The sequence below is a fragment of the Ensifer sesbaniae genome (assembly GCF_013283665.1).
GTDB classification, from domain to species: Bacteria; Pseudomonadota; Alphaproteobacteria; order Rhizobiales; family Rhizobiaceae; genus Ensifer; species Ensifer sesbaniae.
The window spans coordinates 3,191,038-3,214,985 of the sequence record NZ_JABEKU010000001.1; the positions used below are offsets into that span (position 1 = coordinate 3,191,038).

General features: G+C 62.4%; 27 protein-coding genes. 4 read left to right on the forward strand and 23 right to left on the reverse strand.

Annotated elements, in window-relative coordinates; all coding sequences use genetic code 11:
* Positions 1-39: 39 nt before the first annotated feature.
* The 12 genes from BHMPCIPO_RS15545 to BHMPCIPO_RS15600 form a co-directional block, all read right to left on the reverse strand.
* Positions 40-711, reverse strand: a complete 672-nt coding sequence (locus BHMPCIPO_RS15545) for an urease accessory protein UreF (RefSeq protein WP_173517593.1) — start codon at positions 709-711, stop codon at positions 40-42.
* Positions 704-1,174, reverse strand: coding sequence for an urease accessory protein UreE (gene ureE / locus BHMPCIPO_RS15550; protein WP_173517594.1), 471 nt, complete (start codon positions 1,172-1,174; stop codon positions 704-706). The genes BHMPCIPO_RS15545 and ureE overlap by 8 nt, the downstream gene beginning before the upstream one ends.
* A 1-nt stretch (position 1,175) precedes the next feature.
* Positions 1,176-1,472: a putative quinol monooxygenase gene (locus BHMPCIPO_RS15555; protein ID WP_173517595.1), complete on the reverse strand. Its 297-nt coding sequence runs from the start codon at positions 1,470-1,472 to the stop codon at positions 1,176-1,178.
* A 168-nt stretch (positions 1,473-1,640) separates the two neighbouring features.
* Positions 1,641-2,180: a peroxiredoxin gene (locus tag BHMPCIPO_RS15560; protein WP_173517596.1), complete on the reverse strand. Its 540-nt coding sequence runs from the start codon at positions 2,178-2,180 to the stop codon at positions 1,641-1,643.
* A 289-nt stretch (positions 2,181-2,469) separates the two neighbouring features.
* Entirely contained in the window at positions 2,470-3,141 is a 672-nt protein-coding gene (locus BHMPCIPO_RS15565; RefSeq protein ID WP_173517597.1) for a TIGR02117 family protein, read from the reverse strand.
* Positions 3,142-3,158: 17 nt separating this feature from the next.
* On the reverse strand, positions 3,159-4,871 hold the full coding sequence (ureC, locus tag BHMPCIPO_RS15570) for an urease subunit alpha (RefSeq protein WP_173517598.1): 1,713 nt from the start codon (positions 4,869-4,871) through the stop codon (positions 3,159-3,161).
* A gap of 3 nt (positions 4,872-4,874) precedes the next feature.
* The gene (locus BHMPCIPO_RS15575; RefSeq protein ID WP_173517599.1) at positions 4,875-5,519 is read right to left on the reverse strand and encodes a Urease operon accessory protein; all 645 of its coding nucleotides are present in this window, start codon (positions 5,517-5,519) and stop codon (positions 4,875-4,877) included.
* 3 nt (positions 5,520-5,522) lie between these two features.
* Positions 5,523-5,936 (reverse strand): lysozyme inhibitor LprI family protein, encoded by a 414-nt coding sequence (locus tag BHMPCIPO_RS15580; protein WP_173517600.1) that lies wholly within the window; start codon positions 5,934-5,936, stop codon positions 5,523-5,525.
* Positions 5,933-6,238, reverse strand: a complete 306-nt coding sequence (locus tag BHMPCIPO_RS15585) for an urease subunit beta (protein ID WP_173517601.1) — start codon at positions 6,236-6,238, stop codon at positions 5,933-5,935. Before BHMPCIPO_RS15585 ends, BHMPCIPO_RS15580 begins: the two co-directional genes overlap by 4 nt.
* A gap of 10 nt (positions 6,239-6,248) precedes the next feature.
* Positions 6,249-6,503, reverse strand: coding sequence for a DUF1272 domain-containing protein (locus BHMPCIPO_RS15590; protein ID WP_173517602.1), 255 nt, complete (start codon positions 6,501-6,503; stop codon positions 6,249-6,251).
* 60 nt (positions 6,504-6,563) lie between these two features.
* Complete coding sequence (locus BHMPCIPO_RS15595) at positions 6,564-6,866, reverse strand: urease subunit gamma (RefSeq protein WP_034794185.1); 303 nt, start codon at positions 6,864-6,866, stop codon at positions 6,564-6,566.
* Positions 6,867-6,987: 121 nt separating this feature from the next.
* Positions 6,988-7,821: an urease accessory protein UreD gene (locus BHMPCIPO_RS15600; protein ID WP_173517603.1), complete on the reverse strand. Its 834-nt coding sequence runs from the start codon at positions 7,819-7,821 to the stop codon at positions 6,988-6,990.
* Here BHMPCIPO_RS15600 and BHMPCIPO_RS15605 point away from each other — a divergent pair.
* Complete coding sequence (locus BHMPCIPO_RS15605) at positions 7,814-8,104, forward strand: hypothetical protein (RefSeq protein WP_173517604.1); 291 nt, start codon at positions 7,814-7,816, stop codon at positions 8,102-8,104. The genes BHMPCIPO_RS15600 and BHMPCIPO_RS15605 overlap by 8 nt on opposite strands.
* 190 nt (positions 8,105-8,294) lie before the next feature.
* Here BHMPCIPO_RS15605 and BHMPCIPO_RS15610 read toward each other — a convergent pair whose 3' ends face one another.
* From BHMPCIPO_RS15610 to BHMPCIPO_RS15660, 11 genes are all read right to left on the reverse strand, one after another.
* The gene (locus BHMPCIPO_RS15610; RefSeq protein WP_173517605.1) at positions 8,295-9,413 is read right to left on the reverse strand and encodes a branched-chain amino acid ABC transporter substrate-binding protein; all 1,119 of its coding nucleotides are present in this window, start codon (positions 9,411-9,413) and stop codon (positions 8,295-8,297) included.
* Positions 9,414-9,528: 115 nt separating this feature from the next.
* Positions 9,529-9,873, reverse strand: a complete 345-nt coding sequence (locus tag BHMPCIPO_RS15615; RefSeq protein ID WP_173517606.1) for a DUF6867 family protein — start codon at positions 9,871-9,873, stop codon at positions 9,529-9,531.
* A 24-nt stretch (positions 9,874-9,897) separates the two neighbouring features.
* Positions 9,898-10,623: an ABC transporter ATP-binding protein gene (locus BHMPCIPO_RS15620; protein WP_173517607.1), complete on the reverse strand. Its 726-nt coding sequence runs from the start codon at positions 10,621-10,623 to the stop codon at positions 9,898-9,900.
* The gene (locus BHMPCIPO_RS15625; RefSeq protein WP_282439043.1) at positions 10,620-11,513 is read right to left on the reverse strand and encodes an ABC transporter ATP-binding protein; all 894 of its coding nucleotides are present in this window, start codon (positions 11,511-11,513) and stop codon (positions 10,620-10,622) included. Before BHMPCIPO_RS15625 ends, BHMPCIPO_RS15620 begins: the two co-directional genes overlap by 4 nt.
* Positions 11,513-12,898 (reverse strand): high-affinity branched-chain amino acid ABC transporter permease LivM, encoded by a 1,386-nt coding sequence (livM, locus tag BHMPCIPO_RS15630; RefSeq protein WP_173517609.1) that lies wholly within the window; start codon positions 12,896-12,898, stop codon positions 11,513-11,515. The genes BHMPCIPO_RS15625 and livM overlap by 1 nt, the downstream gene beginning before the upstream one ends.
* A gap of 4 nt (positions 12,899-12,902) precedes the next feature.
* The gene (locus BHMPCIPO_RS15635) at positions 12,903-13,805 is read right to left on the reverse strand and encodes a branched-chain amino acid ABC transporter permease (protein ID WP_173517610.1); all 903 of its coding nucleotides are present in this window, start codon (positions 13,803-13,805) and stop codon (positions 12,903-12,905) included.
* Between the two features lie 285 nt (positions 13,806-14,090).
* Positions 14,091-16,517 carry a GcvT family protein gene (locus BHMPCIPO_RS15640; RefSeq protein WP_173517611.1) on the reverse strand — a complete coding sequence of 809 codons (2,427 nt, stop codon included), beginning with the start codon at positions 16,515-16,517 and terminating at the stop codon, positions 14,091-14,093.
* A 253-nt stretch (positions 16,518-16,770) separates the two neighbouring features.
* Positions 16,771-17,325, reverse strand: a complete 555-nt coding sequence (locus tag BHMPCIPO_RS15645) for a sarcosine oxidase subunit gamma (protein WP_173517612.1) — start codon at positions 17,323-17,325, stop codon at positions 16,771-16,773.
* A 10-nt stretch (positions 17,326-17,335) separates the two neighbouring features.
* Positions 17,336-20,293, reverse strand: a complete 2,958-nt coding sequence (locus BHMPCIPO_RS15650) for a sarcosine oxidase subunit alpha family protein (protein ID WP_173517613.1) — start codon at positions 20,291-20,293, stop codon at positions 17,336-17,338.
* Positions 20,290-20,568 (reverse strand): sarcosine oxidase subunit delta, encoded by a 279-nt coding sequence (locus BHMPCIPO_RS15655; protein WP_173517614.1) that lies wholly within the window; start codon positions 20,566-20,568, stop codon positions 20,290-20,292. Before BHMPCIPO_RS15655 ends, BHMPCIPO_RS15650 begins: the two co-directional genes overlap by 4 nt.
* 74 nt (positions 20,569-20,642) lie before the next feature.
* Complete coding sequence (locus BHMPCIPO_RS15660) at positions 20,643-21,893, reverse strand: sarcosine oxidase subunit beta family protein (RefSeq protein ID WP_173517615.1); 1,251 nt, start codon at positions 21,891-21,893, stop codon at positions 20,643-20,645.
* Between the two features lie 230 nt (positions 21,894-22,123).
* On the opposite strand from BHMPCIPO_RS15660, the gene cysQ reads away from it, so the two are divergent.
* The 3 genes from cysQ to BHMPCIPO_RS15675 all read left to right on the forward strand — a co-directional run bounded on the left by cysQ (position 22,124) and on the right by BHMPCIPO_RS15675 (position 23,923).
* Positions 22,124-22,900 (forward strand): 3'(2'),5'-bisphosphate nucleotidase CysQ, encoded by a 777-nt coding sequence (gene cysQ / locus BHMPCIPO_RS15665; protein WP_173517616.1) that lies wholly within the window; start codon positions 22,124-22,126, stop codon positions 22,898-22,900.
* 307 nt (positions 22,901-23,207) lie between these two features.
* On the forward strand, positions 23,208-23,720 hold the full coding sequence (locus tag BHMPCIPO_RS15670; protein WP_173517617.1) for a Dps family protein: 513 nt from the start codon (positions 23,208-23,210) through the stop codon (positions 23,718-23,720).
* A complete protein-coding gene (locus BHMPCIPO_RS15675) occupies positions 23,690-23,923 on the forward strand; it encodes a hypothetical protein (protein WP_173517618.1) in 234 nt (77 codons plus the stop codon). Before BHMPCIPO_RS15670 ends, BHMPCIPO_RS15675 begins: the two co-directional genes overlap by 31 nt.
* Positions 23,924-23,948: the final 25 nt, after the last annotated feature.

Consider the following 23,948-nt stretch of genomic DNA (forward strand, 5'->3'; position numbering starts at 1 on the left):
TTAGATCATTTCACTGTTACTGTGAAACAGTGAAATGATCTAGGAGCGGAAGAGCCGCGAATGCAGGGTTTCGTGTCTCAATGCCGAAATATCGGCGATGATCGTGGCCGAGCCAAGATCGTCTAGCGAGGCGGTTGCGGCCTTACTTGCCGTCGCCGCGATGACCGGCTCGAGCGCTGCGATGACGCCCATGCCATCGCGCTGGCCGGTGACGCCGCAGCGGATCGCCACCGAAACGGCGTTTGAAACGGAAGCATTGAGAAAGGCGGCAAGCGCGGGCTCGAGACCAGTCTGATGACCACCGGCAACGGCACCGACGGCCACCGGATAGGCGACGGTCTCGCTGAGGGCATCGAAGACCAGGTGCGGCCACGACCGCGCAGCCGCCAGAAACGCCTGGCCCTGCAACATGGTTTCCGTATGCCGCTCGCGGCTTCCCGCCAGGGCTTCGGCAAGTTCTGCGGCCGCAGCCAGCCGGGGAGCATCACCGGAGGCTCGATAGCTTTCGGCAAGAAGCAGGGCATCGTTCCAGCCGGAGCCGTGGCAAATGACCGTCTCCAGCCAGGAGCGAAGCTCCACCGCGTCCGTGACCAAACGATCATGGACCGCCTGTTCGAGCCCGCTGGAATAGGAGAAAGCACCGACCGGGAAGGCCGGGGACAGCCAGGTCGCAAGCCGCAGCAGCGCCTGCGTATCGGCCCGTTCAGCCATGGTGATGGCCGTGGCCGTGGTTGTGACCGCCGGCGTGGTAGGCGCCGCGCATCGGCTGGAAGGGTTCCGAAACCTCGCTCACCTCCGCGCCCAAACCTTCGAGCATCTGGCGGATGACCGGATCACGGGCAATCAGAATGCGCTTCGCCTCGATCTGCGCCGGCAGATGGCGATTGCCGAGATGCCAGGCGAGCTCGATGAGATGCAGCGGGTCGCGCGGGCGGATTTCGTAAAGCGCCTCCGGCGCGGCAACGATCCGGATATAGCCGCCACCGTCGAGCACCAGGAGATCGCCGTCGGCGAGCATCACCGGTTCCCTGAGGTCCAGCATCACCACGTCGTCGTTTTCGAGATGCAGGAGCTTGCGCCGCAGGTGCCGCGCGTCGTGCGCCAGCGTTACGCTGTGGAGCGGCGTCTTGTCGCCCGGCCCCGGCGAGAGAACTTCCGTCGAACGATACGGCATCTCAGAGCACCTCGACCTTTTCCGGCGTCACGAGCTCGATGCGCGCCTCGACCAGCAGGTCCGCCATCGCCGCCTGGAAGGCTTTCAGATGCGGCTCCTCGAAATGCGCATCGACGGCCGCCTTGCTCTGCCAGGTCTCGACGAACACCAGGGCATCGGGGTCGGCCGGCTTGCGGTAAAAGTCATAGGTGATGCAGCCGGCCTCGCACCGCGCAGCCTCGATCAGTGGTGCTGCCAGCGACACGACTTCATCTCCTTTGCCCGGATGCGCGGTCAGGTGGGCGATAACGTAAACCATTGAACCCTCGATATCTTTTCTATGCGCTAGTCTAGCAAGAAAAAGCCTCGACGCCAGTCGTGGGGGCCGCTTTTCAAGGTCTGCCCCGCTCGCATCGGACAAGAAAAAGCCCGACGACCGGATCCGATCCTCGGGCTTTCTCAAATCAGGAACGGTACGCCCCTGCCATCACGCAGCAAGTTTCTGTGACTTCAGCGTCTCAAGAATGTTCTGCGGCGAGGAAACGCCATAGGGGTCGCTGTCGCAATTGTCGGAGTAACCTTCTTCCTCGAACCACTGCTCGACGACGCCGTTGTTGACGACGGCGGCGTAGCGCCAGGAGCGCATGCCGAAGCCGAGATTGTCCTTGGCGACAAGCATACCCATCTTGCGGGTGAATTCACCCGAACCATCCGGGATCAGCTTGACGTTCTCGAGGTTCTGGGACTTGCCCCAGGCATTCATGACGAAGGCGTCGTTGACCGAGATGCAATAGATCTCGTCGATGCCTTCAGCGCGGAAATCGGCGGCCAGCTTTTCGAAGTCCGGGAGCTGATAGGTCGAGCAGGTCGGCGTGAAGGCGCCGGGCAGCGAGAACAGCACGACGCGCTTGCCGGCGAAATAATCGTCGGTGGACACGTCCTCCCAGCGGAACGGGTTGGGGCCGCCAACGGCTTCGTCGCGAACGCGGGTGCGGAACGTTACAGCGGGTACTTTTCTGCCAAGCATCGTCATCTCCTTCAGATCACGATGATTTGGGTCGGATTGACCCAATCATGAACGTGATCGCATCTCATAAGTCAGAGCGGGATGGGGGCGGAAAACCGCAAGCACTTTTCCTCATCCCGCTCCAGCGGCTCTCGGTCGGCAGGTCTTGGGAGGATTGCTGGCAACCGAGAAAAGGTTAGCCGCTTTCCTATCCGATCTTGCGCTGCGGCGCAGCACGAAACGCCCCGATTCACATGCGGGCATGGCAGCCATGCAAGAGCCGCATGGCTTCTGCTCATCCCACGAGGCCTCAATTGTGGATGCGCAACGACAGTCCGAGGCTCGGCGGGATCGGGTTCCACAAGCCTGTTCTCAAGCCTGCTTCGCGCAGTGCCCGCGCCGTCCAGGTGTTGCAGCCGAAAAGCGCATTGAAACTGCCCTCCGCTTCGAAGAAGCGGTCGTTGCCATTGTAGGAAAAGCCGTCAATCGGGACGGCAGCCCCGGCGTCACCCGTAAAGCTCTCGGCAATGAAAGCAAGCAGCCGCTCGTACCCTGCCGCGTCCAGCTCGAAGCCGGCGACGGACGCTTGCGGTTCGGCGATCCGGCCGGCGACATCCACATGCATCACCGAGCGGTCGAGCGTCAGCGCCCTGAAGACCGGTATGGTCTTCAGCTCCGACCAGGTCGGCGTTTCCAGATAGAAGGAACGCCCGCCCCAGCCGAAGATCAACCATTGTGCCTGAGGATGGGCAATCGGTACGCCGGCAGGCTCGATGAAGCCGAACCGGGCCCTCGTTTCCTCGGTCAAGGGCACGGCGATATCCGTGTGGATCGGACCCGAGAGCACCAGGATGCGCGTACCCCCTGCTCCCGCCGCGACGGCGGATGCCGGCAAAAGCGGCCGCGGCAGGAGGGTTCCGAGAACAAGCGCCAGCACCGCCGCCAGCAGGCCGATGAAAGCCCATTTCAGGCCGCGCTTCATGCTCGGTTCCTGCTCGCTCAGAACAGGAAGTAGCGCTGCGCCATCGGCACGATCGTCGCCGGCTCACAGGTCAGCAACTCGCCGTCGGCGCGTACTTCATAGGTCTCCGGATCGACCTCGATATGCGGCGTCAGGCTGTTATGGATCATCGACGCCTTGCCGATGCCGCCACGGGTGTTCCTGACGGCCACGAATTGCTTGGCGACGCCAAGCTTGGCGGCAAGCCCGGCATCCAGCGAAGCCTGCGACACGAAGGTGACGGAGGAGCTCGTGCGGTTTTTGCCGTAAGCGGCAAACATCGGCCGGTAGTGCACCGGCTGAGGCGTCGGGATGGAGGCGTTCGGGTCGCCCATCGGCGCCATGGCGATCGAACCGCCGAGCAGCACGAAGTCCGGCTTCACGCCGAAAAAGGCCGGGTTCCAGATGACGAGATCGGCGCGCTTGCCGACCTCCAGCGAACCGATCTCGTGGCTGAGACCGTGGGCGATCGCCGGGTTGATCGTGTATTTGGCGATATAGCGCTTTACCCGGAAATTGTCGTTGTCGCCGGTTTCCTGCGGCAAGGGCCCGCGCTGGCGCTTCATTTTGTCGGCCGTCTGCCAGGTGCGGATCGCCACTTCGCCGACGCGGCCCATGGCTTGGCTGTCGGAGGAGATGATCGAAAACGCGCCGATATCGTGCAGGATGTCCTCGGCCGCAATCGTTTCCTTGCGAATGCGGCTCTCGGCAAAGGCGATGTCTTCGGGGATCGACGGCGACAGGTGGTGGCAGACCATCAGCATGTCGAGATGCTCGGCCAGCGTGTTCCTGGTGTAGGGCCGCGTCGGGTTGGTCGACGACGGAATGACGTTCGGCTGGCCGCAGATCTTGATGATGTCGGGCGCGTGGCCGCCGCCGGCGCCTTCCGTGTGGAAGGCATGGATCGTGCGGCCCTTGATCGCCGCGATCGTATCCTCGACGAAACCGCTCTCGTTCAGCGTGTCGGTGTGGATCATCACCTGCACGTCGTATTCGTCGGCCACACCCAGGCAGCAATCGATCGCCGCCGGCGTCGAGCCCCAGTCCTCGTGCAGCTTCAGCGAGGTGGCCCCGGCAAGCACCATCTCGACCAATGCGCCCGGCCGCGAGGCATTGCCCTTCCCGGCAAAGGCGATGTTCATCGGAAAACCATCGGCCGCCTCGATCATGCGGGCGAGATGCCACGGGCCGGACGTGCAGGTGGTGGCAAGCGTGCCATGCCCCGGACCGGCGCCACCGCCCAGCATGCAGGTAAGCCCGCTGACCAGGGCCTCCTCGATCTGCTGTGGGCAGATGAAGTGGATGTGGCTGTCCATGCCGCCGGCGGTGACGATCTTGCCTTCGCCCGCAATCACCTCGGTCCCGGGACCGACGATGATGGTCACGCCCGGCTGGGAATCCGGGTTGCCGGCCTTGCCGATCCCGGCGATGCGCCCGTCCTTAAGGCCGATATCGGCCTTGACGATGCCCCAATGGTCGACGATCAGCGCATTGGTGATGACCGTATCGACGGCGCCCTCGGCACGGGTCACCTGGCTCTGCCCCATGCCGTCGCGAATGACCTTGCCGCCGCCGAATTTCACCTCCTCGCCATAGGTGGTGAAGTCCTTCTCGACCTCGATGAAGAGTTCGGTGTCCGCAAGCCGCACCTTGTCACCGACCGTCGGACCGAACATGGCGGCATAGGCCGCGCGCGACATCTTGTAGGGCATGGTTCAGGCTCCTTGGGACGAAGAAGAAAGTGGATGGAGGCGGCGAAGGCGGCCTCTTGCTGCCAGGGCATCGACATAGCGGCGCTCGGCAGCAAAGGGATGCCATTGCCACCCGACATGGCCGAAGCCGGCGAGCACGACGTCGTCATCGGCTGTCGCGACATTGGACAGGATATCGGCAATGACGACCAGGCCGCTGGACGGAACGACGTAGGGATCCGGTGAGAAGCGGGCGAGGTCATGGTCCAGTTGCTCATGCACCGCGGCGGGGACGATGCGAAAACCGCGGTTGGTCGAACGGCTGAAACTCTCGAAACCGACGGTGTAATCGTCACAGAAATCATCGAGGTCCGGATGCGTTTTCGCCAGGGTGGCCCGCATCGCGGCAAACTTCGCACCAGTGCGGACGCACCAGATTTCGCGCGCCTTACGCACCGCCGAACTCGTCTTCCAGCGGCCGCCGCCGAGCATGGCAAGCCCGGGGCGCCCGGTGTTGCAGACGGCGACGATATCGGTCTTGCGGCCACCGGAACCGACGGAACGGCAATCATTGAAACGGACGACAAGATCGGCTGCATCGATCGTCGCGCCAGCGCCGTCAGGCACTTCGCCATTACCCACGATCATGATGATGCGGCGCCCTTGCACGGGTCAGTTTCCTTGATTTTCGAGGAATTCTTTCAATTCGGCGGTGCGCTTTTGCGTCAGGTCTGTAAGGCAGCCCGAAACCAGCATAGGCTCCGCCTGGCCGCCTCGCGCTTGGAAGCCGGCCAGTTCACATTGGCCGTCGCGGTAACCGATCCAGGCGCGCTGGGCCTTTTTCAACGCCTCGACAGCTCCGACCTCGGCGCCCTCCAGATCGGAGTCGATCGCTTGCACTGCCGTCATCGCCTGCTTGTAGATCCTGTTCAGTTCAGCATCCGCCGCCTGGTATTCCTGATCGGCGCACATATTCAGATCCAGCTGCGCGGTTGCGTTCGCACAATCCACTTTCGGCGGTTCCTGAGCCGGCGCGGAAGCCGCGGAAATGAGAAGCAAGCCGAGGACCGGAACCACTGCTCTCATAGCTTGCCCATCACCTGCTGGCGGAAGCCGTAGACCTCGCGCTTGCCGGAAAGGGGGATCAGCGTCACCTGGCGCGTCTGCCCCGGCTCGAAACGAACGGCCGTGCCGGCCGGAATGTCCAGTCGTCTGCCATAGGCGGCCTTCCGGTCAAACTGCAGTCCGGCGTTGGTTTCGGCGAAATGGTAGTGGCTGCCGACCTGGATCGGGCGGTCACCGGTATTGGCCACCTCGATGGTTGTCGTGTCGAGACCGGCATTGAGCTCGATCTCTCCGGCACCCGCGATGATTTCTCCTGGGATCATGGTTCTCTCCTCAAGCCGCCTTCGCACCGGCGCAGCCCTCAGGCTTCAGCACCCGCTCGGTGGAGGCCGGATATTTTTCAAGCAGGGCTGCCGGGCGCACCGGCCGCCGCATGAATTCGCCGCCGCAATTCGGGCAGGCGCCGCCGAGCTTTCCATCGACACAATCCACGCAGAAGGTGCACTCGAACGTGCAGATCATCGCCTCGCGGCTATCCGGCGGCAGGTCCTTGTCGCAGCACTCGCAATTGGGGCGCAAAGCCAGCATGCTTGCCTCCTGAGATCATGGGTTGGACGGATACGACCGAAAGGGCCGTGTTTCCTTCGTCTAGCGGATCGGTTCGTGAACGGTGACGAGCTTGGTGCCGTCGGGAAACGTCGCTTCGATCTGGATGTCGTGGATCATCTCGGGGATACCCTCCATCACCTGATCGCGCGTCAGCACCTGGGCGCCCGCCTCCATCAGTTCGGCAACCGAGCGCCCGTCGCGCGCGCCTTCGACGACGAAATCGGTGATCAGCGCGATCGCCTCCGGATGGTTGAGTTTCACGCCGCGCTCCAGGCGTCGGCGCGCGACCATCGCCGCCATGGAAATCAGCAATTTGTCCTTTTCGCGCGGAGTAAGATTCATGCGTCGCCACCGGTTGTTCGTGAAGCAATTCCAGGAAATCTGCGGAGCGGGTTTCCGTCAGGAATTACAGAGTTTCAATGTGTTAGATCATTTCACAGTTTCAATAAAAATATGAAATGACCTAGAGAACCCAGACTTTCGGCACTGTCTTCTGCTTGCGCAAGTGCGAAATGATGGGGATGAGGATTTTTCTGAGCGCGAACCCATCCGGCGCCACGAAGCGGGCAACCAGCTTGTCGCGGCCATCGACCTGGAAATGGCTGATGCCAGCGCCAGCCTCGCCGTCAAGGAGCGACCGGAGACGCGGCAACAAGGGCTCACAATCGGGACCGACATAGAGGAGCGTGGCAAAGGCGGACGCGCCATCGAGCACCGCCCGTCGCTGACCGAGGCTGGCGATCTCTCCGGAAAGCGCCAGATTGTCCGCATGCAGCAACTTGCCCTCGACGCGGACGCGCCAGCGATCACGAAAGAGCCCGGCATGCACCACCTCCCCCATCGCCTTGCGGCCAAGAAGAACCGCCTCCACCGCCAGGAACGTCGCGTCCGCGGCAAGTTCCACGTCCAGCGAACGCGACAGCGAGGCATGGTCGAAAAGGATCGTTTCCTGCGGCAGCCAGTCGACGCGGGCGCCGGCGGCAACCTCGATACGCGTGGCCACCGCGACCGTATCGGCGCTTGCCTTGTAGATCTTCTCACAGGCCTGCGTCGTCACCGTCACATCGGTTCCCGCCCCTGCCGCCACTTCCCAAACGATGCGGTCGCCGCCGGTGAGGCCGCCGGATGAATTGATGAGCACGGCCTCCATGGAGGCATCGAAGGTCTTCGGCAGGCGGATCTTGGCGCAGCCTTCCTGGTAGAGTTCGGCAATGCGACTCTGGCCGAGCGCCGTCTTGGCGACCAGCCGGCCCTTACCCCAGGCCCGTTGCGGAGCGATGCTTGCTGCCTTGTTCATCCTCGACCACCGTGCGGTGTCCTTCAGTCCCTGGGCGCTGCACCCCGTTGGGCAGATCGCCTTGCCTTCGCGCTATCGTCCGCATCGCGGCATGACAAGTCAAGTTATTGTTTTGCAAAGAAAATCGTCAGAACGCTGCATTTCCGTGCAAGCGCTGCGCGAAAAACAGGCAGCCGCTTACGCTATCCGATCCGGCGACTCCGAAGAAAGCGGCGACGTTGACGACCGACGGGTGACGAGAATGCAGGGTTTCGAGCTCATGGCCGCTTCCGGAACAGATTAGAGAGAGAGAGAGAGAGAGAGAGAGAGAGAGAGAGCACGAAACGGCGCGACGCGACAGCCATCTCGACAGGCGAAACACTTATCACGAAAACCCATAGCCTCGACCAGAGGTGGAGGTTGCTTTGCCTACAGAAAAGCCCGGCGATCGCTCGCCGGGCCTGACAAAGCGGACGCAATGTCCGAAATCAGAACTACTCGTTCTGGAAGTAGGTGAACTTGCCGTCGTCGCCCTTCTTCCAAGTGTACATGACGTAGTCCGGGCGGGTGATGTCGCCCTTTTCGTTGTAGCCGAGTTCGCCGATTGCGGTCTTGAACGGACCCTTTGCCTTGATGGCTTCGGCAACGGCCTGCGGGTCGTTGCCGCCGGAAGCCTTCGCGGCTTCGGCGATGACCTGAAGAGCGGCATAGGAGTAGAGGGTGTAGGCTTCCGGTTCAAAGCCGGCTGCGCGGAACTTTTCGACGAGTTCCTTGGCGGCCGGGTTCTTGCGCGGATCCGGAGCGAACGTCATCAGCGTGCCGTCGACGGCGTCGCCGGCGATCGAGGCCAGTTCGTTGGAAACGATACCGTCGCCGGACATCATGGTTGCCTTGAGGCCCTGGTCCTTCATCTGGCGCATGATCAGGCCAGCCTCGGTGTGCAGGCCGCCCCAGTAGACGACCGAAACGCCGGCTTCCTTCATCTTGGCGATCAGTGCGGAGAAGTCCTTGTCGCCGATGTTGACACCTTCATAGAGGGCCTCGGTGAGGCCAGCTTCATTCATCGCCTTCTTGGTTTCGTCGGCAAGGCCCTGACCATAGGGCGTCTTGTCGTGAACGACGGCGATCTTGGCATCCTTGAAGTTGGCGGCGAGGTACGCGCCGGCAACGGCGCCCTGCTGGTCGTCACGGCCGCAGGTGCGGAAGGTGTTCCACAGGCCGCGCTCAGTGAACTGCGGGTTGGTCGCAGAAGGCGTGATCTCCAGGATGCCGTTTTCGGCGTAGACTTCCGATGCCGGGATCGACACGCCTGAGTTGAAGTGACCAACGACGAACTTCACGCCGTCAGCAACGAACTTGTTGGCGACCGAAATGCCCTGCTTCGGGTCCGAAACGTCGTCGCCGAGCACAAGCTTGATCTGTTCCCCGTTGATACCGCCAGCCGCGTTGATGTCGGCAGCGGCCTGTTCGGCACCTTTCTGGAGCTGTGCACCGAAGGCTGCGTTCGGGCCAGTCAGCGGGCCGGCGACACCAACGAGAATATCGGCCCAGGCGGTGCCGCTGAAGGCAACCATAGCCGTCAGCGCAACGGCCGACAGAAGAGATTTTTTCATCTTGTTACTCCCAAATATTCGAGCGGGTCTCGTTATCAACCTGCGCAATGCCCACCATAGTTGCGCCGGTGTTTCCTTCGCACCGGCCGCGGCGGACCGGCACGCGCTGTTCCCTTTATTTGGTCTTCCAAGAGAAGGGCGAAACCTTCTCGTAGAGCCAGTAGTAGATTTTGGTCATTTGCTTGGTCCGATAGTACCGGAAACCTGCGGTAGCAAACAACAAAAGCACGACCGTGTCCACGATATAGTATTGCAGGCTGAACATCGTGCCGCCAAAGAGGGCGTGATGCACGAAACGGATCGCCAGCCCCAGCAACGCCACGTAGAGCAGCAGCCGTGGCACGCCCTGCCAGCTTTCGGCAACGCTCTTGCCGGTTCGCCAGGCGGTCCAACCGCCCATCACGCAGCTGATGAAAAAAAACTGCCAGATCGACGGTTCTTCGTAGAGAATTCCCTGCATGTCACTTGCTCCAGATGCAGCCCGTCAATGACGGCCGCCTTCGAGATAGGCCGCGCGAACTTCCGGGTTCGCCAGCAGGTCCTTGCCGGTGCCGCTCATCGTCACCCGGCCGTTGACCAGCACGTAGGCGCGATCCGAAAGCTTGAGCGCCCCAAAGGCGTTCTGCTCGACGAGGAACACCGTCAGGCCCTCCTCCTTGTTGAGTTTCTTGATCGCTTCGAAGATGCCCTTGACGATCAGCGGCGCGAGACCCAGCGACGGCTCGTCGAGAAGCAGAAGCTTCGGGCGGGCCATCAGCGCGCGGCCGATCGACAGCATCTGCTGCTCGCCGCCCGACAGCGTTCCGCCGCGTTGCGCCTGACGCTCCTTCAGTCGCGGAAAAAGCCTGAAGATCTTTTCCACGTCCTCGTCGAAATGCTTGAGGTTGTCGAGGCTCGCGCCCATCTGCAGGTTTTCGAATACGGTCATGCGCGGGAAGATGCGGCGGCCTTCCGGCGACTGAGCAATCCTCATGCGTGCGATTTCGTGGGTCGGCAGGCGCGTGATGTCATGACCGTCGAACATCACGGTGCCGGTGCGCGCCTGCGGACTGCCGCAGATCGTCATCATCAAGGTCGACTTGCCCGCACCGTTGGCACCGATCAGCGAAACGATTTCGCCGCGATGGACCTCGACGTCGACGCCGCTCAGCGCCCGAATGTTGCCGTAGTAGGTTTCGACGGCTTTCACTTGCAGCAGCGGCGCAGTCATTGCTTGGTGCCTCCCTGCCCGCCTTCGATTTCCTCGATTTGCTCGATCACCTCTTCAACCTCTTCATCCTCGACACCCAGATAGGCCGCGATGACCTTTGGATCGTTCTTGACGAAATCCGGGGTGCCGTCGGAAATCTTCTGTCCATATTCGAGCACGACGACATGGTCCGATATCTCCATGACCACGGACATGTCGTGCTCGATCAGCAGGATGGACGTGCCGGTGTCACGGCGGATGCCCTGCAACAGTTCATTGAGGGCATGCGATTCGCGCGGATTGAGGCCGGCCGCAGGCTCATCGAGGCAAAGCAGCTCCGGTCCCGTGCACATGGCACGGGCAATCTCCAACCGCCGCTGCGCGCCATAGGGCAGGTCCCCGGCCGGGTCGTCGGCCCGGTCGATCAGCGACGCCTTTTCGAGCCAATGCTTGGCGAGCTCGGTCGCCTCCCTGGAGGCCTGCCGATAGGCGGGGAATCCAAGGAGCCCGAGCACGGTATAGCCCGATGCCAGCATCAGCTTGTTGTGCTGGGCGACTAAGAGGTTTTCGAGCACGGTCATGCCGGAGAACATCCGGATGTTCTGGAACGTGCGCGCCACCTTCGCATGCTTGGTGATCTCGAAGTCCGGCAGCCGCTCCAGGAGATACTCCTTCCCGGACCGCTGCTTCATCGTGATCATACCCATCGTCGGCTTGTAGAAGCCGGTGATGCAGTTGAACACCGTCGTCTTGCCTGCTCCGTTCGGGCCGATCAGCGCGGTGATGTCGCCGCGATGGGCCTCGAAGGAGAAGTCGTTGATCGCCATCAGACCGCCAAAGCGCATCGACAGGTGCTCAACCTTGAGAATTGGGTCTTGTGTCATTGTCATCGTCGTGGTCTCGAGGGCCATCAGCCATGCCCTTCCTTGGTAAAGCTGCCGGAGACGGCCTTTCGTTCGCGCAGGAACGCGGTCGGTTCACGCGATCCGACGAAGCCGCGCGGCTTCCAGACCATGACGACGACCATGGCCAGGCCAAAGATCAGCATGCGGTAGAGTTCCGGTGTGAAGTTCGGTCCGAAGATGACCTTCAGGAAGGCGAGCTCACGCAGGATTTCGGTGCCGCCGATCATGACGACCGCCGCGACCGCAATGCCGGTCAGCGATCCCATGCCGCCGAGCACGACGATCGCGAGGATCACCGCCGATTCGAGGAACACGAACGATTCGGGTGACACGAAGCCCTGGCGTACCGCGAAGAAGGACCCGGCGATGCCGCCGAACATGGCGCCCATGGCGAAAGCCGTCAGCTTGGTGGTGACCGTGTTGATGCCGAGCGACTTGCAGGCGATCTCATCTTCGCGCAGCGCTTCCCAGGCGCGGCCGATCGGCATCCGACGCATGCGGATTGTCACGAAGGCCGTGATCAAGCAAAGACCGAGGATCAGGTAAAACAGGAAGATCTTGTAGTAGACCGACGAGATCGGCAGGCCCATCAATGCGGCAAAGCCATCCTTTGAGGCATCGAACTTGATGCCGAACAGCGTCGCCTTGGCAATGCCGGACACGCCGAAGGTGCCTTTGGTGACCTCGGTCCAGTTGATGAGCACCAGTCGGATGATTTCGCCGAAGGCGAGCGTGACGATCGCCAGATAGTCACCGCGCAGGCGCAGCACCGGGAAGCCGAGGACCAAGCCCCAGCAGGCGGCGAGCAGGCCGGCGACCGGCAACAGCACCCAGAAGGACAAGCCGAAATAGGTCGACAGCAGCGCGTAGGAATAGGCACCGACCGCATAGAAAGCGACGTAACCAAGGTCGAGCAGGCCGGCGAGGCCGACGACGATGTTGAGCCCCCAGGCGAGCATCACATAGATCAGGATCTGGATGCCGAAATTGTCCACCCATTTCAGCGAGCCCTGAATACCGAAGAGCGCGACGATGACCGGCGGATAAAGGATCAAGGCAACGATCGCAATCCTCGAAAAATTGCGGCTGAAGAAGCTCTCTTCCTTGGCGACTTCCGGCGCTGCCGCCTTTGCAGCCTTTCGCCGGGCAAGCCACGGCTGGACGTAGGCGACCATGAGGAAGCGGCCAACCATGGCAATGATCACGAAGATCGCCAACAGGCCCCAACGCTGGGTCAGGATCAGTTCGTTGCGGATGTTCTGGTCGGTCTTGAGGCCGACGAAGAGGACGAACAGTCCGAGCGTGATGAGGCCCGCGAAGACAGACTCGCGCAGGGCCCGCGCCGTCACCTCGGTGCCGGCGCTTGCAGTTGTAGAAGCAATGTTTGCCATTGAATTATACCTTCTCGACTTCCGGTCGTCCGAGAATACCCGACGGCTTGAAGATCAGGACGATTGCGAGAATGGAGAAGGTCGCAACGTCCTTGTAGTCGATGGTGAAGTAGGCCGACCATAGAGACTCGATCAGGCCGATCAGAAGTCCGCCCAATACAGCGCCCGGCAGCGAGCCAATGCCTCCGAGAACGGCGGCGGTGAATGCCTTGACCCCGGGGACGAAGCCGTCGGTAAAAACGACCACGCCGTAATACATCAGGTACATGGTTCCCGCGACAGCAGCGAGTGCGGCGCCCATGATGAAGGTCACGGAGATCGTTCGGTCGACATCGACGCCAAGCAGGGCCGCCATCTTGCGATCCTGCTCGGTGGCGCGCTGAGCACGACCAAGCGGCGTCCTGTTGACGATGTACCAGAAGACGGAAAGCAGGATCGCGGTGATGATGATAATGATGATCTGCTTCAGCGAAATGGCGATGCCGAACACGTCATAGACGGACGAGACGAGCGGCGGGATCGGCTTGTTGCGCGGCCCCTGCGTCACCTGGATGAAATTCGACAAGACGATCGACATGCCGATCGCGGTAATCAGCGGCGCCAGCCGGAACGACCCGCGCAGCGGACGATACGCCACTCGCTCGATCGTCCAGTTCCACAGCGACGCCGCGAGCATCGCCACGATCATCATCAGCAAAAGCGCAAGTACAACCGGCACGCCTGCTATAAATGAAGTGAGAATCAGAAAGACAATCAAAGCGGCGAAACCGCCGAGCATGAAGATATCGCCGTGGGCGAAGTTGATCATGCCAATGATGCCGTAGACCATGGTATAACCAATTGCGATCATACCATAAATAGACCCAAGAGTCAGCCCGTTGACGAGCTGCTGGACGAAATACTCCATCAATCTTCCCCTGGACCAAATCCCTAAGGTCTGGTCTCTTTGTTTTTTGAGCTCTTGTGAGCGCCGTGTTTGTTCGATTCCATACCTCTTTCAAACGAAAAGGAAAGCTAAAAAACGCGACTTCGGCAAAATCTTCCTCGATAAAATCGATTTGACGCTTTTAAAGCCAGAAAAATCAAACCGTCCGCAGCTTTCGCCCGCAAAATCATCAACTTTGGTCGTAAATGCCGTGAGACCTGCGGAGGTCTGGCTACGAACTGGCCGGACCAGCGGCCGCCCCACCGCTCAAGTGCGCATCCGTTGACCGCTTGCGTCGAACAAGGGATTCGGCTGCATGCGCGCCGGCAGGATCTCGCCCAGGAGTTCGATCGACCAGCCGTCGCTGCGGTCGGCGATCTCCTTCGGCACGTAACCCATCGCCACCGAGACGCCGCTCGTATGCGCATAGCCGCCCGACGTCACCCAGCCGCGCACGACACCGTCGAGATAGATCGGTTCGTCGCCGATGACGTCGGCATCCCTCGCCTCGAGGACGAAGGTCCTGAGACGCAGCACGCCGCCGTCGGTCTTCTCCTTGGTCGCCGCCGCCTTGCCGATGAAATCGGCCTCCTTGCCGGTTGCGACGAAGCGACCAAGGCCGGCCTCGACCGGACCGTAAAGCGGTCGATACTCGCGCGCCCAGCTGCCGAAGGACTTCTCGACCCGCAATGCGTTCAGCGCCCTGAGGCCGAACAATCTGATCCCGGACGACGCCCCCTTCTCCATCAGGAGCTCGAAGAGATAGCGCTGATACTCCGGCTTCATCCAGATCTCGTAGCCGAGATCGCCGGTATAGCTGACGCGGCCGATGATGACGGGTGCCATGCCGAGGTCCATCCGGCGGATATCCAGGAACGGAAAGGCGGAGTCCGAGACGTCGAGATGGGTGAGGCTGGCAAGCACCTCGCGCGCCTTCGGCCCTGCGATCGACAGGCCGACCAGTTCCAGCTTCAGCGGCTTCAGCGAAACCGAGCCGTCCAAAGGCAGATGCGCCTCGAACCAGCGCATGTGGTAGTCCTCGGCGATGCCGGAGCCGACGAGCAGGAAATCCCCCTCCCCGAGATTTGCCAGCGTGAAGTCGCCGATCAGCTTGCCGTCCTCCTTCAGCATCGGCGCCAGCGTCATGCGTCCCGCCTGCGGGATGCGGCAGGCAAGCATCCGGTCGAGCCAGGCCTCGGCGCCCTTGCCGGTGATCGCATATTTGGCAAAGCCCGAAGTCTCCATCAGGCCGACGCCCTCACGCACGGCGCGCGCCTCCGCTCCAACCGTCTCGAAATCCGTCGAGCGCCGCCAGGAAAAGGCATCCTCTACCCCTTCGGGTGCGAACCACAGCGGCGTTTCGAGACCGTAGGACGCGCCGAAAACGGCGCCGGCCGCCTTCAGCCTGTCGTAGATCGGCGACGTCAGCAGCGGCCGCGCGCCCGGCAACTCCTCGTTCGGATAGCGGATCGAGAAGCGGCGCGAATAGTTTTCGCGCACCTTGGCATTGGTATAGGCGAGTGTGGCAAAATCGCCGTAGCGGGCGACGTCCATGGCAAAGACGTCGAAACCGGGATCGCCATGGATCATCCAGTTGGCAAGCGCCAGGCCGACACCGCCGCCCTGGCTGAAGCCGGCCATGACGGCGCAGGCCGACCAGAAGTTCCGCAAGCCCCGCACGGGACCGACCAGCGGATTGCCATCCGGCGAGAAGGTGAAGGGGCCGTTGATGATCTTCCTGATGCCGGCCCGGTTGAAGGCCGGAAAATGCCGGAAGCCGACTTCGAGCTCCGGCGAAATGCGATCGATATCCTCGGCCAGCAGCTCATGGCCGAAGTCCCAGGGGGTCGTCACCGGCGACCAGGGGCGGCATGCCTTCTCATAGGTGCCCATCAGCATGCCGTTGCGTTCCTGGCGCAGATAGATCTCGCCGTCGAAATCGACGCAATGCATCAGTTCCTTGCCGCGCGTCCGGTTGAACTCGATGACCTCGGGCATATCTTCGGTGATGAGATACATGTGCTCCATGGCGAGCACAGGCAGCTCGAGGCCGAGCATGCGCCCCACTTCACGCGCCCAGAGCCCGGCGGCATTGACGACATGCTCGGCGATAACCTCGCCCTGGTTGGTGATCACGCGCCAGGAGCCGTCCTCCCGCTGCACCAGATCCTCGACCTTGGTGTGCAGATAGATTTCTGCACCGTTCTTCTTCGCCGATTTGGCATAGGCATGGGTCGTGCCGTAGGGATCGAGATGGCCCTCGACCGGATCGAAGACCGCGCCGACGAACTGGTCAGGATCGAGCAGCGGCATCAGGTCATGCGCTTCCCTGGGCGTCAGCAGCTCGGCCTCGAGCCCCATATAGCGGCCCTTGGCGAGGATCGACTTCATCCAGTCGAAGCGCTCCTTGGTGGCTGCCAGCATCATGCCCGACGTCATGTGCAGGCCGACATCCTGACCGGAGAATTCCTGGATCTCCTTATAGAGCTCGACCGTGTATTTCTGCAGCTTGGCGACGTTCGGGTCGCCGTTGATCGTGTGCATGCCGCCGGCCGCGTGCCAGGTGGAGCCGGAGGTCAGCTCCGATCGTTCGAGCAGAACAGCATCGGCCCAGCCGAACTTCGTCAGGTGATAAAGCACCGAACAACCGACGACACCGCCTCCGATAACGACGACCTTGGCATGGCTTTTCATGCGTACACTCCGTCTTTCCATGCTCCTGCCGGAGGCATGGCCAAATTGTCAGGAAAAATCAGGCACGGCGGCCGCTTGCCTTCCGCCATGGAAGCTCAGGCAGCGAATGATGGCAGCCTAGTCAGAAAGGCGGCGGCGATAAAGACACGACTGCGAAGGACGCTTGTCCATTTCCGCCGTTTGCTGGCGGATGGGCGACCCGTTTGCGGCATATCATGCCGCATTTGTTTTCAGCCTATCGCTGGAAGCCGGTTCAGTCCGAAAAGGCGGCCGTGAGATCGAACGCCCGCCCCATCCGCATCAGGTCGTCGAACAGCGATTCCGCGTAGCTTCGCGCCACGATCAGTTCGAACGCATTTTCGTCCGTCCGGGCGAGATTGACCGGGATGTGGCCGCACAGCACGTTGGCACTGCCCCCGAGCGCAAAAACGGCAGGATGCAGATCGAGGCCGATGCCCTTGGCGAGGATGCTGCGCGCATTCGGGCCGGCAAGGCGGAAGACGGCGCGTCCGTCGCTTTGATCGACGACATAGGCCCGCCCACCGCACAGCTCTTCTAGGTGCCGCATCAGTCCGCTCGGCGCCTCCACCTCCGAAACCACCAGCCATTCCCCGGGACCTGAGAAACGGAGCGACAGCTCGGGTACCGAAGCAATCGCCTGCCGCACCGCCTCTTCCTGCCCGGTGCGGGCGAGAACCGTCGCGATCGTGCGCCAATGGCCGACCATCAGGTGATCGGCCGCTGGAGGCGTCGGTGCAGAACGCAACTTCTGCTCCAAAGCGTGGCGGTTGTTGTAGTCGCGAACCATCCCCGCCTCCTCAGGCCTTCAGCTTCATGTTTTGCGGATCGACGAAGACCGGATCGCAGACCTCGGCGACGATCTCCTGATCACGCAGTTTGTCAAAAACGATGACCTTCTCGCCATAGCGCTCGCGCCCGGATTTCAGGAAGGCAAGCGCGATGGCGTGCCCCAGGACCGGCGAGAAGCCGGCCGAGCTCACCCAGCCCTGATCGTTCAGCGTCGAGGGCTTCGTTCCCTCCTTCAGGAGATGGGCACCGGCACGCATATCCTTGTCGGCATCGACCGGCTTCAAGCCGACGAGCTGCATGCGGTCGGCCGCGGTCAACCCGTAGCGCGCCGACAGGCGCTTGCCGATGAAGTCGGCCTTCTGCATCGACAGCATGCGACCGAGGCCGGCGTCGTCGGGCGTCACGCGGCCATCGAATTCGGCATGCGTCAGCAACCCTTTCTCCAGCCGCAGCACATTGAGCGCTTCGACGCCATAGGCACAGATATCGTGCGGCCGGCCGGCCTCCATGATCTGGTCCGCGACCGCCTCGCCGTAACCCGCCGGCACTGCCAGCTCGAAGGCGAGCTCCCCGGAGAAGGAGATGCGGAAGAGCCGCGCGGAAACGCCGCTTTTCAGAACGATCTTCCGGGCGGAAAGGAACGGAAATGCGTCGTCGGAAATGTCGCCATCGACGATCTGCTGCAATACCGCGGGCGCCTTCGGACCGGCGACCGCCATCTGCGCCCATTGGTCTGTCGACGAGGTGAACCGGACCTCAAGCTCCGGCCAGAGCGCCTGGGCACAATATTCCATATGGGCCATCACCGGACCGGCCATCGCCGTCGTCGTGGTCACGAAGAAATGCTCCTCATCGAACCGGCTCACCGTGCCGTCGTCGAACACGAAGCCGTCTTCGCGCAGCATCAGGCCATAGCGCGCCTTGCCGACGGGCAGTTTCAAGACCGGGTTGCAATAGAGCCGGTTGAGGAACTCCGCGGCGTCCGGACCGAAAACCTCGATCTTGCCGAGCGTCGAGACGTCGCAGAGGCCGACATTGGCGCGTACGTTCAGCACTTCGCGATCGACGCTTTCGCGCCAGGTCTTCTCGCCGGCGCGCGGGAACCAGGCAGAGCGGTACCAAAGCCCTGCCTCGACGAAGGTCGCACCGTTTTTCGTCGCCCAGCCGTGCAGCGGCGATTTCCGTGCCGGCACCGCATGTTCGTCGCGCGCCGCGCCCGCAAGTGCGCCGAAGGAGACCGGCGTGTAGAAAGGCCGGAAGGTCGTTGTGCCGACCTCGGCCGGGCTGACGCCACGCATGCCGGCGAGAATGCCGACGGCATTGATGTTGGAAAGCTTGCCCTGGTCGGTCGCCATGCCGTTGGTCGTATAGCGCTTGGCATGTTCCACATGGCCGAAGCCTTCGCGCAGCGCGAGGCCGAGATCCTTCGCATGCACGTCGTTCTGGAAGTCGACGAAGGCCTTCGACTTGGCGCCCGGCACGTACCAGAGCGCGACAAAGGAAGAGGTCTCCTCGCCATCGACGACGGGTGGTGCGGCCGGCGTGACGTTTAAACCGAGTTCCGCCGCCACTGCTGCGGCCTTTTCCGCGCCATCAGATAGGCAGCCGGCGAGCGTAAAGACGCCATTGGCAGCGCCGACGGGACGAAGGCCACCACCGACATCGGGGGCAGTAAACGCCTGCAATTCCTCCGACCAGATAGGCTTGGCACCGCGCTGGCACGCAAGATGCACGACCGGGCTCCAGCCGCCGGACATGCCGACCGCATCACAGGCGATCAGTTCCTCGAAACCGGAGCGTTCGACGACGATGCCCTTGAGGCGTTGCCTGCCCTTGGTATCGACGATCGAGGCCGAGCGGATGACCCTGATGCCATCGGGCGCCCGATCACCGGATTCCGCCCGGGCATCGACGATCGCCGCAATCGCGACGCCTTTCGCAGAAAGCGCCCGCGCCGTGCGATAGCCGGCGCTGCCACTGGTGAAGATCGCGACCGACTTGCCCGCTGCGACACCGTAGCGTTCGGCATAGGTGGTCATGGCACCGGCCATCATCACGCCGGGGCGATCGTTTCCGCCAAAGACCAGCGGCCGTTCCTCGGCACCGGTGGCAAGCAGCGCGCGCTTGGCAACGATGCGCCAGACGCGCTCGCTCACATGCTTCGATGACGGTTCGGCGACATGTTTCTGCACGCGTTCGACTGCCCCGAAGACATTGTCGTCGTACCAGCCGAAAACGGTGGTGCGCGAAAGCAGCGTGACGTTCGGCAGCGATTGCAACTCTGCAACTGCACGATCGGCAAAGACCGAAGCCGCGCCGCCGTCGATGGTCTCGGTGGTTGAAAGCAGGGAACCGCCGAGCCGGAAATCCTCGTCCGCGACGATGACGCGCAGCCCGGCACGGCCGGCCGTCAGCGCCGCCATCAGGCCGGACGGACCGGCACCGACGACGAGCAGATCGCAGAACGCCCAGGACTTCTCGTAGGTCTCCGGGTCAGGCTCCAGCACGGCCCGGCCGAGGCCGGCGGCGCGGCGGATGAAGGGCTCGTAGACGCGCTCCCAGAATTGCTTCGGCCACATGAAGGTCTTGTAGTAGAAGCCGGCGCCGAGGAACGGCGACAGCAGGCCGCTGACGGCACCGACATCGAAGCCGAGCGAGGGCCAGCGGTTCTGGCTATTGGCCGTGAGCCCGCCGTAGAGTTCGGCGACCGTCGCCTTGGTGTTTGCATCGGTGCGCGCACCGGAACCGATGGTAACGAGCGCGTTCGGCTCGGAGGGTCCGGCGCTGACGATGCCGCGCGGCCGATGGTACTTGAAGCTGCGGCCGACGAGCAGTTGATCATTGGCAAGCAGCGCCGAGGCGAGCGTATCGCCGGCAAAGCCGCGCAGCGGTCGGCCTTCGAAGGTGAAGCTCAACGACTGGCTGCGATCGACGAGGCCACCGGAGGAAAGACGATAGCCGGTCATCGCTCGGCCCTCTGCAGAAACTCCACCGCATCGACGACGGAATAGACCTCATGGGTGGCCGTATCGCGCTCGACCACGAGGAAGCGTCGACAGCCGGCGATGTGATGCCAATGCTCGAAGGTGCGGCCGCGCGGATTGGCGCGCACATAGACGTAGTCGTGCCAGGCTTCATCCGAATCCATCGGTTCCGGGCGGCCGCGCGACGCGTCGCCGCGGATCGCAAACTCTTCCTTCGGTCGGACCCCGCAATGCGGGCAGGTAATCAGGCTTGCCATCGTCTTCCGTGTCCTGAAGCCGCGGTTCGGCTTCCTGTTCATTCCATGCGGGCCGGCGGGTCGGCCACGTGCTGTCAGTGAAGATTGGGTTGTGGGCCGGCGCCGGCCTCGTCGACGGCATAGCCGCGGGCGAAGCGATCGAGCCTCAAGGCGCGCGCCACCGGGTGGGTGTCGTTCCTGGCGATCAGGTGGGCGAAGCAATAGCCGGAAGCCGGCGTCGCCTTGAAGCCGCCATAGCACCAGCCGCAGTTCAGGTAGAGATTGTCGATCGAGGTACGGTCGATGATCGGCGATCCGTCCATGCTCATGTCCATGACGCCGCCCCAGGCGCGCAGCACCCGCACCCGCGACAGGCCGGGGATCATCGCCACCCCCTCCTCCATCACGTGCTCGGCGGTCGCGAGGTTGCCGCGCTGGGCGTAGGAGGAATAGCCGTCGATTTCGGCACCGAAGACGAGGCCGCCCTTGTCCGATTGCGAGATGTAGAAGTGGCCGCCGCCATAGACGATCACGTGATCGATGCAGGGCTTCAGCCCCTCGGTGACGAAGGCCTGCAGCACATGGCTTTCGAGCGGCAGCTTGAGACCCGCCATCTCGCCGACCCGCGACGAATTTCCGGCTGCCGCCAGCGCCAGCTTGCCGCAGCCGATGAAGCCCTTGCTCGTTTCGACGCCGGTGACGACGCCGTTTTCACGGCGGATGCCGGTCACTTCGCAATGTTCGATGATGTCGACGCCGTGCCGGTCGGCGCCACGGGCGTAGCCCCAGGCGACCGCATCATGTCTCGCGGTGCCGGCGCGCCGCTGCAACAGGCCGCCAAGGATCGGATAGCGAGCGTGATCGTAATTGAGGAAGGGGATCATCTTCTTCAACTGCGCACGCTCGATGAGTTCGGCCGCCACCCCCTCCATCCACATCGCGTTGCCGCGCCGGACATAGGCGTCGCGCTGGCCGTCGCTGTGATAAAGCATGATGACGCCGCGCTGCGACAGCATCACATTATAGTTGAGATCCTGCTCCAGCCCCTCCCAGAGCTTCATCGAGAACTCGTAGAAAGGCTCGTTGCCGGGCAGCATGTAGTTGGAGCGCACGATCGTCGTGTTGCGGCCAACATTGCCCGAACCGAGATAGCCCTTCTCCAGAACGGCGACGTTCTTCACGCCGAATTCCTTGGCAAGGTAATAGGCCGTCGAAAGGCCATGTCCACCGCCGCCGACGATGATGACGTCATAGTGCGGTTTCGGTTGCGGCTGGCGCCATTGCGGCTTCCAATTCAGGTTTCCGGAAAGGGCGTTCCTGACAAGCGAGAAGGCGGAATAACGCATGAAGGCATCCAGTTCAGTTGCATCGGCACATTTGCACAGCCGCGCGGCGGAAGCAAAGACACAAGCGTCTCGCAGGGGCAAAAAACCCTTCGCCGGCTCATCATGCGGCTGGCTGCCCGACGGAACGAATCGATGATTGTCGCGAATGGAATGCGCCTACCGCCAAAGCATGACTACCTTCCTGTTCCCGATATGTTATGAGGCTGATGACGGACGGAAAGTAAGGGCAAATGCTGGAGATACTGCAACAATCGGCGATATCAGCGGGTCGGGCCATTCTCGACATCTATAACGCTGGCCCGGAGGTCACCTACAAGCCGGACTGTTCGCCGGTCACCGACGCCGACGCCTGCGCCGAGCGCATCATCCTCGCGGATCTCGCCCGCGCCTTTCCGGAGATTCCCGTTGTCGCCGAGGAAGCGGTCGCCGCCGGTTTCGTGCCTGATATATCCGGCAGGTCCTTCTTCCTGGTCGATCCCCTCGATGGTACGAAGGAGTTCATCGGCCGGCATGACGACTTTACCGTCAATATCGCGCTGATCGAGAACGGCGCGCCCGTGGCCGGCGTCGTCTATGCCCCGGCACTCGGCATCCTCTACGCCGCCCACCACGGCAAGGCAGTAAAGGCGGTCGTCGACGAGACCTTCCACCTCGACAATGAAACCGTCATTGGCTGCCGCAGTTGCGGCGATCGCATGGTGGGGCTCGCGAGCCGTTCGCACAACAGCGCCGAAACGATCGCCTACCTCGCCGAGCACGGCATCGTCGACTATAGGACGGTCGGTTCGTCCCTGAAGTTCTGCCTTCTCGCCGAGGGTCTCGCCGACGTCTATCCACGCTTCAGCCGCACGATGGAATGGGACACGGCCGCGGGCGATGCCATCCTTCGGGCAGCCGGCGGCGAAACACTGACGATGGACGGTGCACCGCTCACCTACGGCAAGCGCAACCAGAAGAACGAAAGCGACTTCGCCAACCCCTGGTTCGTCTCGCGCGGCAAGCCCTGATCGCTTCTTTCTTCGACGGAGCCGGTGTCGGCGCGCCGCCCTTCCGCGGTCACTCCATATTTCACTTTGAGGTAACGCTGCCCCGATCCTCTCCGCGTCCGGTTGGAACCGCGACGTGGTCGGGGCCTGTTTTCTGCGCGCGCTGGGCGGTCACGCCGTCTCCCTGCCCTACCCTGGCATTCGGCTAAAAGGCATGTGACGGCCGCCTATGCGGCCGGAACAACCGCCCCGCCACGGCGTTCAACATAGGCGGCCGGACACTGCCGCATCCGCTCGACGTTTTCAAAGACAGAACTGGAGCAGGAGAATGAAACAGACAGCCGCCGTGCTGAAGCCCAAGGTCAGGGACGAGGAATTCGACATCGGTCTGACCAAGCCCTATCGCCAACACATGGCCGCAGCGCTTTCCGACATCCTGGCCGAAACTTACAAGCTGGTGATCAAGAGCCACATCTACCATTGGAATGTAGTTGGCCCACTGTTCAAGCCGCTGCACGAACTGACCGAAGAACACTACAATGCGTTGTTCAAGGCGACCGACATCATCGCCGAACGCATCCGTGCTCTTGGCCATCTCGCCCCGACAAAACTTGCCGAAGCGAAGACTTTCGCGCCCAGCGCAGCCTCGGTCAGTCATACGACCGCGGCCGAAATGGTGGCGGACCTGATTGCCGATCACGAGGCGGCGGCGCGCCGCATGCGCGAGGCCGGCACCAAGGCCGACGAGAACGGCGACCTCGTCACCACCGACATGCTGTCCGAGCGCCTCGAATTTCACGAAAAAGCGCTATGGATGCTGCGGGCTATCGTTGCGGCCTGATCCTTTCGGCGCCTGGCATCGATGCGGCGACGGCGCTGCATCGGAAAGAAACGTTCCCGGCCCTTCAGCAGGTGGGCGCCGTGCGCGCCTTCGACGACGATGGTTTTGCCGCCGTCGACTCGGTCTTGAATTGCGATACGAACGCAAGTTCCTCCTTTGTGAAGGCGCAGAATTGGTCGAGCTTGCGCAAGGGACAGGCTTGAAAACACATGGTTTTCAGGAGCAGGT

Coding starts and splice junctions, on each gene's coding strand:
- BHMPCIPO_RS15545 (WP_173517593.1), bottom strand. CDS start 711: ATGGCTGAACGGGCCGATACGCAGGCGCTGCTGCGGCTTGCGACCTGG.
- ureE (WP_173517594.1), bottom strand. CDS start 1,174: ATGCCGTATCGTTCGACGGAAGTTCTCTCGCCGGGGCCGGGCGACAAG.
- BHMPCIPO_RS15555 (WP_173517595.1), bottom strand. CDS start 1,472: ATGGTTTACGTTATCGCCCACCTGACCGCGCATCCGGGCAAAGGAGAT.
- BHMPCIPO_RS15560 (WP_173517596.1), bottom strand. CDS start 2,180: ATGCTTGGCAGAAAAGTACCCGCTGTAACGTTCCGCACCCGCGTTCGC.
- BHMPCIPO_RS15565 (WP_173517597.1), bottom strand. CDS start 3,141: ATGAAGCGCGGCCTGAAATGGGCTTTCATCGGCCTGCTGGCGGCGGTG.
- ureC (WP_173517598.1), bottom strand. CDS start 4,871: ATGCCCTACAAGATGTCGCGCGCGGCCTATGCCGCCATGTTCGGTCCG.
- BHMPCIPO_RS15580 (WP_173517600.1), bottom strand. CDS start 5,936: ATGAGAGCAGTGGTTCCGGTCCTCGGCTTGCTTCTCATTTCCGCGGCT.
- BHMPCIPO_RS15585 (WP_173517601.1), bottom strand. CDS start 6,238: ATGATCCCAGGAGAAATCATCGCGGGTGCCGGAGAGATCGAGCTCAAT.
- BHMPCIPO_RS15590 (WP_173517602.1), bottom strand. CDS start 6,503: ATGCTGGCTTTGCGCCCCAATTGCGAGTGCTGCGACAAGGACCTGCCG.
- BHMPCIPO_RS15595 (WP_034794185.1), bottom strand. CDS start 6,866: ATGAATCTTACTCCGCGCGAAAAGGACAAATTGCTGATTTCCATGGCG.
- BHMPCIPO_RS15600 (WP_173517603.1), bottom strand. CDS start 7,821: ATGAACAAGGCAGCAAGCATCGCTCCGCAACGGGCCTGGGGTAAGGGC.
- BHMPCIPO_RS15610 (WP_173517605.1), bottom strand. CDS start 9,413: ATGAAAAAATCTCTTCTGTCGGCCGTTGCGCTGACGGCTATGGTTGCC.
- BHMPCIPO_RS15615 (WP_173517606.1), bottom strand. CDS start 9,873: ATGCAGGGAATTCTCTACGAAGAACCGTCGATCTGGCAGTTTTTTTTC.
- BHMPCIPO_RS15620 (WP_173517607.1), bottom strand. CDS start 10,623: ATGACTGCGCCGCTGCTGCAAGTGAAAGCCGTCGAAACCTACTACGGC.
- BHMPCIPO_RS15625 (WP_282439043.1), bottom strand. CDS start 11,513: ATGGCCCTCGAGACCACGACGATGACAATGACACAAGACCCAATTCTC.
- livM (WP_173517609.1), bottom strand. CDS start 12,898: ATGGCAAACATTGCTTCTACAACTGCAAGCGCCGGCACCGAGGTGACG.
- BHMPCIPO_RS15635 (WP_173517610.1), bottom strand. CDS start 13,805: ATGGAGTATTTCGTCCAGCAGCTCGTCAACGGGCTGACTCTTGGGTCT.
- BHMPCIPO_RS15640 (WP_173517611.1), bottom strand. CDS start 16,517: ATGAAAAGCCATGCCAAGGTCGTCGTTATCGGAGGCGGTGTCGTCGGT.
- BHMPCIPO_RS15645 (WP_173517612.1), bottom strand. CDS start 17,325: ATGGTTCGCGACTACAACAACCGCCACGCTTTGGAGCAGAAGTTGCGT.
- BHMPCIPO_RS15650 (WP_173517613.1), bottom strand. CDS start 20,293: ATGACCGGCTATCGTCTTTCCTCCGGTGGCCTCGTCGATCGCAGCCAG.
- BHMPCIPO_RS15655 (WP_173517614.1), bottom strand. CDS start 20,568: ATGGCAAGCCTGATTACCTGCCCGCATTGCGGGGTCCGACCGAAGGAA.
- BHMPCIPO_RS15660 (WP_173517615.1), bottom strand. CDS start 21,893: ATGCGTTATTCCGCCTTCTCGCTTGTCAGGAACGCCCTTTCCGGAAAC.
- cysQ (WP_173517616.1), top strand. CDS start 22,124: ATGCTGGAGATACTGCAACAATCGGCGATATCAGCGGGTCGGGCCATT.
- BHMPCIPO_RS15670 (WP_173517617.1), top strand. CDS start 23,208: ATGAAACAGACAGCCGCCGTGCTGAAGCCCAAGGTCAGGGACGAGGAA.
- BHMPCIPO_RS15675 (WP_173517618.1), top strand. CDS start 23,690: ATGGATGCTGCGGGCTATCGTTGCGGCCTGATCCTTTCGGCGCCTGGC.